The following is a 12,656-nucleotide window of genomic DNA, read 5'->3' as shown; positions in this document are numbered from 1 at the left end:
ACGTATTGCAGCGCGGGCATCGCAACACGGCCTTCCACGCTGCTCAGCTTTTCACATTCGGAGACGGTTTTCTCATGACTCACCCGGCTACAACGGCTAACCCGGCCCAATCGGCATTCCGCGCGCAGTTGCTGACTTTCAACGGCGATCCGTCGCGCTCGCCCGACGCGGCGATCTTCAATGAGGACGGCCTTCTGATCGTCGAAGACGGCCATGTCGTCGCGGCGGGCGCGTACGCGGCGCTCGCGTCTCGACTCGTGCCGGGCACGCCGGTTCAGGACATGCGCGACAAGCTGATCGTGCCGGGCTTCATCGACACGCACATTCATTACCCGCAAACGGACATGATCGCGTCGCCTGCGCCTGGCCTGTTGCCGTGGCTCGACACGTACACGTTTCCGACCGAGCGCCGTTTCACCGATCAGGCTTATGCACGCGATACGGCGAGCTTCTTCCTCGAAGAACTGCTGTCTTGCGGCACGACCACCGCGCTTGTCTATTGCACGGTGCACAAGGAGTCGGCCGACGCGCTCTTTACCGAAAGCGAGGCGCGCAATCTGCGCATGGTGGCAGGCAAGGTGCTGATGGATCGCAACTGTCCGGAGTTCCTGCGCGACACCGCGCAATCCGGTTATGACGACAGCGCCGAGCTGATCGGCCGCTGGCACAATCGCGGCCGTCAGATGTACGCGCTCACGCCGCGTTTCGCGCCGACTTCGACCGAAGCGCAACTGGAAGCTTGCGGCGTGCTGGCGGGCAAGCATGCGGACGTGTTCATCCAGAGTCACGTCGCCGAAAGCACCGACGAAGTGAAGTGGGTCAACAGTCTTTTCCCCGGTCACCGCAGCTATCTGGACATCTACGACCACTACGGCCTGCTACGCCGCCGCGCGGTCTACGGGCATTGCATTCATCTCGACGCGCAAGACCGGCAACGCATGGCTCAAACCGGCGCGGTCGCGTCGCATTGCCCGACGTCGAACCTGTTCCTCGGCAGCGGCCTGTTCGATTTCGACAAGGCCGACGAAGCTAACATGCCCGTCGCGCTCGCCACGGACGTCGGCGGCGGCACGTCGTTCTCGATGCTGCAGACAATGAATGAAGCGCACAAGGTCGCGCGATTGACGGGCCACCATTTGACGGCCACGCGCATGTTCTATCTCGCGACAGCGGGCGCGGCCGAAGCGCTCGATCTCGCAGACAAGGTGGGTACGCTCAGGCCGAAGTCGGAAGCGGACTTCGTCGTGCTCGATCCTCAAGCAACGCCGCTGCTCGCGCGCCGCACCGCGCGCACGGAGTCGCTCGAAGAATTGCTGTTCGCCTTCGCGCTGCTCGGCGACGATCGCGCGGTCTATGAAACGTATGCGGCAGGCAAGCGCGTGCATCGCCGCGACGACGTGAGGCAGCACGCGCCGCGCGTCGCTCGGTTCGCGGCCTGATTGCAGCTCGAAAGTGACCTGAAGATTTTCGCTGCTTCTGAATCAAAACGGCGCTTCCTTGCATGACAAGGAAGCGCCGTTTCAATTTCCGCATGCAGTTCATGCCCCACCCGCGGGGACTCAGCGCTGTGTGCAAACCTCATGCAAGGCATTCAGCCTGCGCGCCGGGTCGGCGACATACGGGTTCGATTCGTCCCACGCATAGCCCGCCAGCACCGCGCAGATCATGCGGCGGATCGACGGTGTCTGGTCGGGGTAGAAAATGATGTCCTGCAATTCGCCCGTGTACCAGCGCTCGACAAACGCGCGGAATGTGTCGATGCCCTTGCGCAACGGCACGTCGTAATTCGCGGACCAGTCGACCTGCTCGCCATCCAGTTGACGGTTCAAGGTCTGTACCGCCAGATGCGCCGAGCGTAGTGCGATCGTTACGCCCGACGAGAACACGGGATCGAGAAACTCGCCCGCGTTGCCAAGGAGCGCATAACCCGGTCCGTGCAGACGCTCGACATTCGCCGAGTAGCCGCCAATATGCCGCACAGGCAACAGGAAAGGCGCGTCGCCGATCAGCCGGTTAAACGTCGGCTCCTTCTGGATCAGCGCACGCAACTTCGGCTCGCGCTCCGTTGGAGGCACGTCGAGAAAACTCGACTCGGCGACGCATCCCACCGACGACCGTCCGCCCGCAAGCGGAATCATCCAGAACCACACGTCGCGGCGCTCGGGATGCGTTGCCACGCAGATCTTGTTGCGGTCGTGGACGCCCGCGGGGAGGCCGTCGTAGACATGCGAGAAGAGCGCGGCGCGCGTGGGCATGCGCGTGGGCGCCTCAAGGTTGAGCAGACGCGGCAGCACGCGGCCAAAGCCGCTTGCATCGAATATGAAACGCGCTTCGACCTGATACGCATGGCCTGCCTCGTCGATCACGTCGACGCGCGGCGCGGCACCCGTGCCCTCGCCGGTATGCACAGCTTGCACCGTATGCCCGAAGCGCACATCCGCACCTTGCTCCGCTGCGCAGCGAATCAGGATCTCGTCGAACACCGCGCGTTCCACCTGATACGTCGTGCCCCATCCTGCAGTGTGCTTGTCGCGGAAATCGAACGACGACGATTGGCCGCGATACACGAATTGCGCGCCGTTCTTGTACTGGAATCCGGCCTCGATCACGGCTTGCAGCATGCCGGCTTCTTCCAGATAAGCCATGCTTTGCGGCAGCAGGCTTTCGCCAATCGAAAAACGCGGAAAGTGCTGGCGCTCCAGCACGAGCACCGAGCGACCCGCTTTGCGCAGCAACGCGGCCGCGACTGCACCGGCCGGGCCGGCGCCGATGATCGCGACGTCGACCGTCGTGTGTTCCGCCGTGTGCTTCATGTCATGTGTACTCAAGTTCGCCTCAATCGTTTGCTTGCCCGACGCAGCATTACGCTGCATCCTTACGTCCTGTTACATTGCATCTCGAACAGCATTAAATATTTCACCGGGGAGTCCAGCGTGTCGCCGTCTCAAACATCCAGTGTGCCTTTCGTGCCGGAAACGGCATTTGGAATCTGGTTCCTGCGTACTCACACATGGGAACATCATGTGTTGCGCGTCGCGATCAACGACCTCAAGCGCCTGATCGATACGCCGTTGCCCGCAGCGCCCGTCATCGTCGACGTTGGCTGCGGACAAGGCATTTCGTTTCGCCTGCTTGCCGATGCGTTCGAGCCGCGCCGCATCGTCGGCATTGACTATCACGAACCGTCGCTTGCGCTCGCGGCCAATGCGGCCAACTCCTGCCGCGACAAGGTCGCCGACATCGAACTGCTGCACGGCGACTGCGCGGCGCTGCCGCTGCCGGATGCGAGCGCAGACATCGTGTTCTGCCATCAGACTTTCCATCATCTCGTCGAGCAGGACCGCGCGCTCGCCGAATTTCGCCGCGTATTGAAACCCGGCGGCGTGCTGCTGTTCGCCGAATCCACCGACGCGTACATCAGGTCGTGGGTGATCCGGCTGCTGTTTCGTCATCCAATGCACGTGCAAAAAAGCGCGGACGGCTATCTCGACATGATTCGTGGCGGCGGCTTCAGCTTTACCGAACGTAACGTGTCGCTGCCGTATCTCTGGTGGAGCCGCGCGAAAGACTTCGGTCTGCTCGAGCGGCTCGGCCTTTACCGTCCGCAACCCGGCAAGCGCCGTGAGACGCTCGTCAATGTCGCGGCGGTGAAGACCGCCTGAGTCGGTTCAGGTTGCGTTACTTGCGCAGCGTGACGACGTCACCCTTCAACGCGACGCCCGCAATCACTGCACCCGCGCCGCAGGTGAACTCGGTCGCGCTTTCGCGCACTTCGTTCTTGTAGTTGCTCTTGATGTTGATCACCGCGTTGCCGCCTTCCTTGCGCGCACGATCCTGCAACTCGATCACCGCCGACAGGAACACGTGCTGGCATGCGGCCTCATCGCTCTTGCCGAACGCGTTGGTCTTCTTGTTCGTTGCAAATTCGCCGAGCGTTTTCGCAACGGCCGGATGCCGCTTTCCCGCGAAATACAACTGGATGTCGTCGCCGACCTTGCCCGGCTCGCTATGCAATGCTTCGTTGATCGGATAGGTACCCACCGAGTCTCGCGCAAAAGCCGGTGCGGCGCTCAGCATCGCAAATGAAGCGGCGAGTGTGACAAACATCAGATGGCGTTTCATTGATACTCCTTCCTGGTTGTTATGGGTTTTACGATTCCCGCATCCACTGCCTTGCAGATCAGTTCGCCTCCAGCACAGCGAGCCGGCCGCTGATCGCGATCGCGGCGGCGCTCGGGCTCACGCCGCAAGTGAACTCGCTGGACGAATTGCTTTCGCTGCTGTGAAAGCGCGTCGTCACGTCGATCACCGCATTCGCATTGCGCTCCCGCGCCGCCGCGCGAAGCTTGCCGATTGCTTCGGCGAGCGCCTCGCGGCATGCGTCCTCGGGGCCCGCAACCTTGCGCGCGATGCGCACCGAGTACGAGACGTCGCCCAACCCGCGCTTCACGGCCGGATGGCTTTGCTCACCGAAATACACGGGCACGCCGCCGCGCGATTCGCCGCCCGCGGCCGCGAGCGGCAGCGACTTCACCTGTGTCGCGCAACCCGTCAGCGTCGCGGCTGCAATCGTCAATACACCCAGCACCAATGTTCTTTTCATTTTTATCACCCTCGTTTTTAAAAACGCGGCCGTATCAGCCGCCCTGCCATGCCTCGAACATCAAGCTCGCGCAACTTCCACCGAAGCCGAATGACACGGACATCGCCGTGCCAATGCGCGCGTCACGCGTCTCACGCACGAGCGGCATGCCGTCGATTTCCGGCTCCGCCGAATCGATCCCCGTGGTGCCTGCGACAAACCCGTCGCGCATCATCAGCAACGTATAGATCGCCTCATGTGCGCCGCATGCGCCAAGCGGATGCCCGGTCATGCCCTTGGTCGACGAAAACGCGGGCACACCGCGCTCCGATGCGGCACCGAACACCTGCCTCAACGCATGCAGTTCCTCGACGTCGCCAAGCGGCGTGGAAGGCGCATGCGTGTTGATGTAGTCCGGACGCTTGCCCGCTTCGTCCAGCGCGCCGCGCACGGCGCGTGCGATGCCTGCCGCGCGCGGAGTGACCATGCCGGCGTCCGTGCAGTCGCCGAACCCCGTGAGTTCCGCGTAGATGCGCGCGCCCCGCGCCACTGCGTGGTCCAGCGCTTCGAGCACGAGCACGCCGCCGCCCGACGCGATCACGAAGCCGTCACGCTTCGTATCGTAAGGTCGCGACGCGCGCTCGGGCGTGTCGTTGGAGCGGCGCGACAACGCGCCCATCGCGTCGAACATCAGCGTCATGTTGTCGTGCAGCGACTCGCTACCGCCCGCGAGCACGATCTGCTGGCGGCCGGTCTGAATCAGTTGCATCGCCTGGCCAATGGCGAGCGCGGAAGTCGTGCATGCCGACGACGGCGAATAGCCTACTCCTTCGAGCCCGAACACCTGCGCGACGTTCGCGGACGCGGTGCTGCTCATTGCATGCGGCACCGTGTAAGGCGGCACTTTATCGACGCCGCGCGTGTTGGCAACGGTCATCGCGGCGTCGTAGCTCGACATCGTGCCGACGCCCGAGCCGACCACGGTGCCGGCAAGCGGCGAGCGCAGCATGGCGGCATCGAGCCCGGCATCGTCGATCGCCTTGCGCGCCGCATGGCAGGCAAAGCGCGCGGTATCGCCCATGAAGCGCTCCAGCTTGCGCTCGAAAGGCGCTTCATTAGCGACCGACGCCACGCCCGCGACTTGCGACGCAAAGCCGCGCTCACGCCATGCCTGGACTCGTTCGATGCGCGACTTCCCCGCGCGCAATGCAGCCGACACTTCGTCGAGCGAATTGCCGAGGCACGACACGATGCCCATGCCGGTAACGACCACGCGTTGCAACGCCACGCTCATTGAACGCGCCTGAAAATGAGCGACGTGTTGATCCCGCCGAACGCGAAGTTGTTGCTCATCACCAGTTCGGCGTCCATCTCGCGCCCTGCCCCGATGATGTAATCGAGCGGCGCGCAAGCCGGGTCCACGTCATGCAGATTCAGCGTGGGCGCGTACCAGTTGCGCTTCATCATCTCGATGGTCCACCACGCTTCGAGCGCGCCGCACGCGCCCAGCGTGTGGCCCACATAGCTCTTGAGCGAACTGATCGGCATGCGCTCGCCGAATGTCTGCGCGGTCGCGTGGCTCTCCGCGACATCGCCGCGATCCGTGGACGTGCCATGCGCATTCACATACTCGATCGCTTCGGCCGGAAGCGCTGCGTCTTTCAGTGCAAGCTGCATCGCAAACGCCATGGTTTCCGCAGTGGGCTGCGTCATATGCGCGCCGTCCGAGTTGCAGCCGAAGCCCACGATCTCCGCGTGAATCCGCGCACCCCGCGCCACCGCATGCTCGTATTCCTCCAGCACGAGCGTGGCCGCGCCTTCGCCGACCACGAGGCCGTCGCGCGCGGCGTCGAATGGACGCGGCGTCAGATGAGGCTCGTCGTTGCGCGTGCTGGTCGCGTACAACGTATCGAATACGGCAACCGCCGGACCCGACAATTCTTCCGCGCCGCCCGCCAGCATCAGCGTCTGCTTGCCCGTCTGAATCGCTTCATACGCGTAGCCGATCGCCTGACTGCCCGACGCGCACGCGCACGACGTGGGAATGATCCGCCCTTTCAGATCCCAGAACAGGCTGACGTTGACGGCTGTCGTGTGCGGCATCATCTGCACGTAGCTGTTCGACGTGACGTCGCTCATCGAGCCGCTTTCGAGCATCGTGCCGAACGCGCGGATCGGCTGCACCGAGCCCGACGACGAGCCGTACGCGACGCCCATGCGGCCGTCCTTGATGCTCGCGTCGTCGGCGAGGCCCGCATCTGCGAGCGCGAGTTCGCTTGCGCGCACCGAATACATCGACACAGGGCCCATCGAACGCGTCTTCTTGCGCGGATAATGCGCGGGCGTGACGAACTGCGGCAACGGGCATGCGAGCCGCGTATGCAACGATTCGAAGTAGTCCCACTCGGGCATGCGCCGCACTGCGTTCGCGCCGCTTTTCAGACGCGCCTCGATTGCGTCCCAGCTATCGCCGAGCGCCGTGACGCCGCCCATGCCGGTAATGACGACTCGCTTCATCAGACCATCCCGCCGTTTACGCCGATCACCTGGCGAGTCACATACGAGGCCGCATCCGACATCAGGAAGCTGACCACGGACGCTACCTCGGCAGGCTGGCCGACGCGGTTCATCGGCACCGTCTTCAATGCGTGTTCGAGCGGCATCTCGTCGAGCATGCCGGTTTCAATGAGGCCGGGCGCCACGCAGTTGACGGTGATGTTGCGCGTCGCGAGTTCCACCGCGAGCGCCTTGGTCGCGCCGATCAGGCCGGCCTTTGCCGCGCTGTAGTTGACCTGACCGCGATTGCCCATCACGCCCGATACGGACGCGATAGTCACGATGCGCCCTCCGTTGCGGGCACGCACCATCGGCATGGTCAGCGGATGAACGACGTTATAGAACGAGTCGAGACCGGTTTCGATCACGACGTCCCAGTCTTCGTCGGTGAGCGCGGGAAACGCGGCATCGCGCGTCACGCCGGCGCTGCATACGATGCCGTAGTACGGTCCGTTCGCCGCCACATCGGTTTCGAGCACATCGCGGCACACCGCGCGCTCGCGCACGTCGAATTGCAGCACCCGCGCAGTGCCGCCCTGAGCGGCGATCCCCGACGCCACTGCCTCGGCTTCAGCGCGCCCCGTGCGGCAGTGCACGGACACCGCAAAGCCGTCGGCGGCCAACTGGTACGCAATCGCGCGGCCAATGCCGCGGCTTGCGCCGGTAACGAGAACACGCCGGCTCATGAATTGAAACTCCCTTCGATGAATGACTGAAAATCGGACGGCTGGAATACCTTGATCACCGCCTCGGCACAACACACGGCGTCATGATGAATCGTGCATTCGTATGCGCCGTGGCCTTCGTCGCTGCGCAGCAGTTCCGTTGCGCGAATCAGCAGTTGCGCGCCGCCTGCGAACGACGGCTGCAACGCCTTGTAGCTGCGCGAGCCGAGCAGCACGCCGGGCCGCGCCCGGCCACCGCCACGCATGGCGAGCAACGCGACGTGTGCGGCGATCGACTGCGCCATCAATTCGATGCCGATCCACGCGGGCATCGCGCCTTGCGCGTCCGCATACCATGCATCGGCATGCACGGTTGCGCGCGCGCTCAGCGTCTGTTCGTCGAACGCGGTCACGGCGTCGATCAGCAGCATGGTGCCGCGATGCGGGATGATCGCTTCGATAGGTTGCTGCAGCAGTTCGTCAATGCTTCGTGTCGAGTTCATCGCGCCTTACCGTGCAAGAATCAGACTGACATTGCTGCCGCCGAACGCAAACGAGTTGCTCATTACGTATTGAGCGCCCTCGCCGCGCGGCAAAAACTGTTCGCTTTCGACAAGTTCCAGCGCGGGCAGCGCGGGGTCCGCTTCGCCGTCCCAGATATGGCGTGGCAGTGCAACGTCGTCGCGTGCGAGCGTGAGCCAGGCGAAGCCGAGTTCGGTCGCGCCCGCCGCGCCCAGTTGATGGCCGGTCAGCGGTTTCGTGCCGCTCGTCGCGACGCCGTTGGGAAACACGCGCGACATCAGGTTCGCTTCCATCTCGTCGTTCTTGCGCGTGGCCGTGGCGTGCAAGTTCACATAACCGATAGACGACGGCGCGATGCCCGCATCCGCGATTGCTTCGCGCAGCGCCATTTCGCCGCCCACACCTTGCGGATCGGGCGCTGAAATATGATGCGCGTCGCTCGATTCGCCGACACCCGCAAGGCGTACCGCCGCTTCGTCGCGGCTCATCAGAAACACGGCCGCGCCTTCGCCGACATTGATGCCGCAACGATTGCGGCTCATCGGATTGGTGCGCTCGCCGCTGGTGGATTCGAGCGACGCAAAGCCTTGCACCGTCAGCTCGCACAATGAATCGACACCGCCCACCACCACCGCATCGCACATCTGCAATTGCAACAGGCGCCGGGCCGACGCGAACGCTTTCGCGCTCGACGTGCAGGCTGTCGAGATCGTGAACGCGGGGCCCTTCAAGCCGAGTGCCGCAGCCGCGAAGGGCGCGGCCGTGCCGATTTCCATCTGCCGGTAGTTGAAGTTCGCCGGCAAGTCGCCCGCTTGCGCCTGATAGACGAACGCCGCCTCAGCCGCTTCGATACCGGATGTGCTGGTGCCGAGCACCACGCCGATCCGATGCGCGCCGTAGCGCTCGCGCGCGGCGTCGACGGCAGGCGAGATCTGCGCGAGCGCGGCGAGCAGCAAGCGGTTATTGCGGCAGTCGTAGCGCGTGAGATCGGCGGGCGGAGCGAGATCGAGCGGTGTCAGGACGCTGCCCACAAACGCATCGCCGATGCCCGTATGCACAGCCGCCATGCCTCGCGCGTGACTCGCGGCGAGCGCCGGCAGGATGCTTTCGAGGTCGCCGCCGAGCGCGTTGATCATGCCGAGCGCGTGCAAATAAACTGGTGGCGCTTTCATGCGGCCCTCCTGGATTCCGATGGCATGCCGATCGGCGCGAGCAGCACCGAGACCGCAATACCGAGCGCGAGCGTCGCGCCAAAACTCTTTAGCGCAGGCATTGCGCTCATGCCGAGCATGCCGAACGACAACAGCGTGGTAGCGGCCGAAAGCAGCACGCCCGTCCACACCGCGCCGAGATCGGAGTCCGCGCGCATGCACCCTTCACGCAGAAATACGGCGTAGTTCGCGCCGACGCCGAGCACGAGCATGAGCGCCAGCCAGTTGAACAGATTGAGCGGCACACGTGCGTAGCCGAATACCGCCAGCGTGACGCCTACTGCGAGCAGTACAGGCAGCGTCACGGCGATGCCGCCGCGCACGCGGTGTGCGAGCGGCGCTTCTTTTGCGGCGTGCCCCGAGTGCGGTTGCTGCCGGGCGTAGCGCACGATCAGCAGAATCAGCACCAATGTCAGCGCGCCGCCGAGCCACCAGCCGCTGTCCACGCGATAGGCACCGAACAGCTTCGACACGCTCGCGGCCTTGTCGACGAAAGCCACGCCTGGCACTGAGCGCGCGGTCGCGATCAAGGCGGCCTCGTTGCGCGGTGTCACGCCTTGCGGAATCACGACGGCGGCATACGCTTTCGTCGCCGTATCGACCTGGCCGAGCCACAGATGTCGATAGGGCTGCGACCACGGCGCGGCAAGCCACTGGTCGACGGTCATGAGCGCTTGCGGTTTCGTTTGCGCATTCTTTTCCGCTGCGATCCACGCGTCGGCGACTTCGTCCTTGAAGCCCGCTTGCAGCAGCGTGGCGCGCAATGCCGCCGTGTCGTCGAATACATGCTGCGCGAGCAATGCGCGGTCTTTGTTCTGCTGCTGCGCGGACGGCACGAACTGCGCGACGGATTGATAACCGCCCACCCCGTTCGACGTGCCGCCAAGTGCGTCGAGTTTCGCGGCTAGCGCTTCGGCACGCTCCAACACGAGTTCTGGCGTCTCGCCGCGCACAACGAAAAACTGCGCGCTGTTATCGATCCCCACCGCGTTGCGCACCTTGTCCTCTTGCGCGACGAGAGACGGATCTCGCTGGATCAGCAGATGAACGTCGTCGTCGCTCGTGAGACGCAACCAGCCGGGAATCGCGACGATCAGCAACAGCACCGCGACGATCCAGGCGCGCTTGCCGCCGATCAAGCGATGCCATACGCGCAACAAACGCGCCGAGCGTTCGAAGAGTCGCCGAGGACTGCGCTTCGGCGCATGCGGCAGCAACGCGGGCAACAGCCACATCACCGACGCGAACGCGGTCACGATGCCCGCCATCGCAAAACATGCGATCTGCTTGAGCGCGGGAAACGGCACCCACGTGAGAACCGCGTAACCAAGCAGGCTCGTGGCAAGCGCAACGCTCAATGCGGGACGCACCGCACGTGCGCCCCGTCGCGCATCCCAATTCCGCCCGGCACCGAGATAGACGACGAAATACTGGATCGAATAGTCGACAGCTTCGCCGATCAGACTTGCGCCGAACACGAGCGTCAGCAGATGCAGCTTGCCAAATACGAGCAGCGTCACCGCAAGCGCGCAGACGATGCCGAGCGCAGTCGAGACGAAGCCGAGCAGGAGCAGACGCGGCGAACGGAACACCCACATCATCAACAGCGCGATGCCGACGAGCGACGCGAGGCCGATCAGATGCACTTCGCGTTCCGATGCACTGCGCGCCGACTCGGCGTAGAACACGGCGCCGGTTCGCGCGACCGACACGTCGGGGAACGCCTGCTTCAACGAGCGCTCGCCTCGCGACAGCGCCGCGAGTACCGCGTGCTGCGTTTTGGTTTCGTATGCGGAGCCTGGCAGCGTAGCCACGATCAATACGCTCGTCGCAGTGCCTTGATGCCCGTCTTGATGCGCGTCTTGGTGCGACACCAGCAATCCGTCTTCCAGTTCGAGATTCGATGTCGCGAGCGGCAGATTGCCGAGCCAGTGTTCGAGCCAGCCGAATGGATCGTCGGCGAGCGACGTGGTGAGCCCGCCGCGCAATGGGCTATAGATGCGTTGGGCGAGCACGTCGCGCAACACGGCGTCCGGCGCCTTACTGCCTGCGATTGCCGCGCGGTCAGCAGGCGTCAGCAAGCCGAAACGATATGGCAGATACAGCGCCGCAATCTGCGACAGATCGAATGGCGGCAACTCCGCCGTCACCGAAGCGAACGCCCCGCTTTTTTGCAGCGAAGCGCCGAGTTGCTTTGCCGCCGCTTTGGCGTGCGCATCGTCGTGACTGGTGACGAGAAAAACCGTGCGGTCGCCGAGAGCGCTCGCCAGCGTATCGACCGCTTTCTCGGCGACCGGATCTGCTTCAGTTGCCGGCAGCAGCGCAAGCAGATTCGTCTGCAACGGCGACGGTCCGGAAAAACGCCAGCCGCAATACAGCACCGCGACGAGCGCGAGCAGCAGCCACGCGGCGCGCATGCCCCACGCGGTTTTCGCGGACCTGTGTTGCAGCAGGTCCATCAGGGCGCCCCGAGCAGACTGCGTTCGGCCACGGCCGGTTCGCTCACCGCTTCGCTCTTGCTGAATTCGAGTTGCGTCGTATCTCCGTTGGCGAGCGCGATACGCAAACTCTGCAGGAAGTCTCCGCCGCTCATCTGCAACCCTTTGATCGACTGCGCAAGTTGCGGCTGGTTCGGCGTCAGCTGCAATCGCCAGTGCGCGGCGCTGCCCTCGGCCTGCACGTCGAATTGGGAATAAAGCGCGGACAGATCGCCGCCGAGCATTGCACGCATCATCTTCGAAACTTGCGCGACGCCGCGCGTGCCTTGCGCACTGTGCGTCGTGACGCGCTGACCGTTGGCATTGATTTCGGCGACGCCTGCGTCGGTGATGACGTAAGTGGCTTTGTACGGCGTATCGATACGCCAGATCACGCCGCGCTCACGCAGAAACAGCAAGGAACCGGTACTGACGAGCGGCTGCTTCATCGCGGCCAGCGTCTGCCTTTGCGTGAATTGCGCGCGCACGCCTTTGGCTTGAGCGAGATGCGATGCGACCTGCGAGACCAGCGCGGGATTGCCGTCTGTAGACGCGGCACACGCCGGCCACGCCGGCACGCTCAACGCGCTGGCCACCGCAAACGAAAACGCACAGGCACGCAGCCCGTTCAACCATCGCATGC

General features: G+C 64.1%; 12 protein-coding genes. 2 read left to right on the top strand and 10 right to left on the bottom strand.

Features of this window, described 5'->3' with window-relative positions:
• The first annotated feature begins 74 nt into the window (after positions 1–74).
• Positions 75–1,439, top strand: a complete 1,365-nt coding sequence (guaD, locus tag BCA01S_RS07425) for a guanine deaminase (protein ID WP_027776385.1) — start codon at positions 75–77, stop codon at positions 1,437–1,439.
• A 120-nt stretch (positions 1,440–1,559) separates the two neighbouring features.
• Here the strand turns inward: guaD and BCA01S_RS07420 are convergent, their stop codons facing one another.
• Complete coding sequence (locus tag BCA01S_RS07420) at positions 1,560–2,813, bottom strand: NAD(P)/FAD-dependent oxidoreductase (protein ID WP_042318297.1); 1,254 nt, start codon at positions 2,811–2,813, stop codon at positions 1,560–1,562.
• 120 nt (positions 2,814–2,933) lie between these two features.
• Here BCA01S_RS07420 and BCA01S_RS07415 point away from each other — a divergent pair, with 120 nt between their 5' ends.
• On the top strand, positions 2,934–3,662 hold the full coding sequence (locus tag BCA01S_RS07415) for a class I SAM-dependent methyltransferase (RefSeq protein ID WP_027776383.1): 729 nt from the start codon (positions 2,934–2,936) through the stop codon (positions 3,660–3,662).
• Positions 3,663–3,678: 16 nt separating this feature from the next.
• Here BCA01S_RS07415 and BCA01S_RS07410 read toward each other — a convergent pair whose 3' ends face one another.
• Genes BCA01S_RS07410 through BCA01S_RS07370 form a run of 9 tightly spaced genes read right to left on the bottom strand, consistent with a single transcriptional unit; the run spans position 3,679 to position 12,654 of the window.
• The gene (locus BCA01S_RS07410; RefSeq protein WP_027776382.1) at positions 3,679–4,122 is read right to left on the bottom strand and encodes an excinuclease ABC subunit A; all 444 of its coding nucleotides are present in this window, start codon (positions 4,120–4,122) and stop codon (positions 3,679–3,681) included.
• Positions 4,123–4,180: 58 nt separating this feature from the next.
• Complete coding sequence (locus tag BCA01S_RS07405) at positions 4,181–4,603, bottom strand: hypothetical protein (RefSeq protein WP_027776381.1); 423 nt, start codon at positions 4,601–4,603, stop codon at positions 4,181–4,183.
• Between the two features lie 34 nt (positions 4,604–4,637).
• On the bottom strand, positions 4,638–5,876 hold the full coding sequence (locus BCA01S_RS07400) for a beta-ketoacyl-[acyl-carrier-protein] synthase family protein (protein ID WP_027776380.1): 1,239 nt from the start codon (positions 5,874–5,876) through the stop codon (positions 4,638–4,640).
• Positions 5,873–7,099: a beta-ketoacyl-ACP synthase gene (locus BCA01S_RS07395; RefSeq protein WP_027776379.1), complete on the bottom strand. Its 1,227-nt coding sequence runs from the start codon at positions 7,097–7,099 to the stop codon at positions 5,873–5,875. The genes BCA01S_RS07400 and BCA01S_RS07395 overlap by 4 nt, the downstream gene beginning before the upstream one ends.
• Positions 7,099–7,824 (bottom strand): 3-ketoacyl-ACP reductase FabG2, encoded by a 726-nt coding sequence (locus tag BCA01S_RS07390; protein ID WP_020069022.1) that lies wholly within the window; start codon positions 7,822–7,824, stop codon positions 7,099–7,101. Before BCA01S_RS07390 ends, BCA01S_RS07395 begins: the two co-directional genes overlap by 1 nt.
• Positions 7,821–8,306, bottom strand: a complete 486-nt coding sequence (locus BCA01S_RS07385) for a hotdog family protein (RefSeq protein ID WP_027776378.1) — start codon at positions 8,304–8,306, stop codon at positions 7,821–7,823. The genes BCA01S_RS07390 and BCA01S_RS07385 overlap by 4 nt, the downstream gene beginning before the upstream one ends.
• Before the next feature lie 6 nt (positions 8,307–8,312).
• On the bottom strand, positions 8,313–9,497 hold the full coding sequence (locus BCA01S_RS07380; RefSeq protein WP_027776377.1) for a beta-ketoacyl-[acyl-carrier-protein] synthase family protein: 1,185 nt from the start codon (positions 9,495–9,497) through the stop codon (positions 8,313–8,315).
• On the bottom strand, positions 9,494–11,995 hold the full coding sequence (locus BCA01S_RS07375; RefSeq protein ID WP_027776376.1) for an MMPL family transporter: 2,502 nt from the start codon (positions 11,993–11,995) through the stop codon (positions 9,494–9,496). The genes BCA01S_RS07380 and BCA01S_RS07375 overlap by 4 nt, the downstream gene beginning before the upstream one ends.
• The gene (locus BCA01S_RS07370) at positions 11,995–12,654 is read right to left on the bottom strand and encodes a LolA family protein (protein WP_042318295.1); all 660 of its coding nucleotides are present in this window, start codon (positions 12,652–12,654) and stop codon (positions 11,995–11,997) included. The genes BCA01S_RS07375 and BCA01S_RS07370 overlap by 1 nt, the downstream gene beginning before the upstream one ends.
• Positions 12,655–12,656 lie beyond the last annotated feature (2 nt).

This window comes from Paraburkholderia caledonica NBRC 102488, assembly GCF_000685095.1.
GTDB classification, from domain to species: domain Bacteria; phylum Pseudomonadota; class Gammaproteobacteria; order Burkholderiales; family Burkholderiaceae; genus Paraburkholderia; species Paraburkholderia caledonica.
This window is presented reverse-complemented; position numbering and strand designations above follow the sequence as displayed.

Bases quoted from the DNA above. Each gene is read 5' to 3' on its own strand.
- BCA01S_RS07405 (WP_027776381.1), bottom strand. From the start codon at position 4,603: ATGAAAAGAACATTGGTGCTGGGTGTATTGACGATTGCAGCCGCGACG.
- BCA01S_RS07395 (WP_027776379.1), bottom strand. From the start codon at position 7,099: ATGAAGCGAGTCGTCATTACCGGCATGGGCGGCGTCACGGCGCTCGGC.
- BCA01S_RS07410 (WP_027776382.1), bottom strand. From the start codon at position 4,122: ATGAAACGCCATCTGATGTTTGTCACACTCGCCGCTTCATTTGCGATG.
- BCA01S_RS07400 (WP_027776380.1), bottom strand. From the start codon at position 5,876: ATGAGCGTGGCGTTGCAACGCGTGGTCGTTACCGGCATGGGCATCGTG.
- BCA01S_RS07420 (WP_042318297.1), bottom strand. From the start codon at position 2,813: ATGAAGCACACGGCGGAACACACGACGGTCGACGTCGCGATCATCGGC.
- BCA01S_RS07390 (WP_020069022.1), bottom strand. From the start codon at position 7,824: ATGAGCCGGCGTGTTCTCGTTACCGGCGCAAGCCGCGGCATTGGCCGC.
- BCA01S_RS07380 (WP_027776377.1), bottom strand. From the start codon at position 9,497: ATGAAAGCGCCACCAGTTTATTTGCACGCGCTCGGCATGATCAACGCG.
- BCA01S_RS07375 (WP_027776376.1), bottom strand. From the start codon at position 11,995: ATGGACCTGCTGCAACACAGGTCCGCGAAAACCGCGTGGGGCATGCGC.
- BCA01S_RS07370 (WP_042318295.1), bottom strand. From the start codon at position 12,654: ATGCGATGGTTGAACGGGCTGCGTGCCTGTGCGTTTTCGTTTGCGGTG.
- BCA01S_RS07385 (WP_027776378.1), bottom strand. From the start codon at position 8,306: ATGAACTCGACACGAAGCATTGACGAACTGCTGCAGCAACCTATCGAA.
- guaD (WP_027776385.1), top strand. From the start codon at position 75: ATGACTCACCCGGCTACAACGGCTAACCCGGCCCAATCGGCATTCCGC.